Here is a 276-nt window from a genome sequence, read left to right as displayed (position 1 = left end):
TAAATTCACCAATCCAAAATAATCTACATCCTCCACAAAACTTTCTACCTTCATTTATACCTTTACTCACACCCTTACCTCCTTTTACCCACTCCTCTAAAAATTATCTACCCAAACAACCCATCATCAATACTCACCCTCCTTTTAAAACCCAACCTTCCCAATTAACCACTCATCCTCATTTAACACCCATTCTTCTTCATAATCTTACCCAACTAGACCAAGAACAACCATTAACACCCTATATCACAACACCTAAAAAACCTCTACAACATC

At 37.0% G+C, this 276-nt stretch carries 1 protein-coding gene; it reads left to right on the top strand.

The window, feature by feature from the left end; translation table 11 throughout:
• Positions 1 to 276 (top strand): hypothetical protein (locus tag FS736_RS24910; protein ID WP_222125111.1); only part of this gene is annotated, 276 nt, incomplete at both ends.

The sequence above is a fragment of the Cytobacillus oceanisediminis 2691 genome (assembly GCF_007678455.1).
Taxonomy (GTDB): domain Bacteria; phylum Bacillota; class Bacilli; order Bacillales; family Cytobacillaceae; genus Mesobacillus; species Mesobacillus oceanisediminis_A.
Note: the sequence above shows the minus strand (reverse complement) of the source record. Positions and strands in the feature narration are given on the sequence as shown.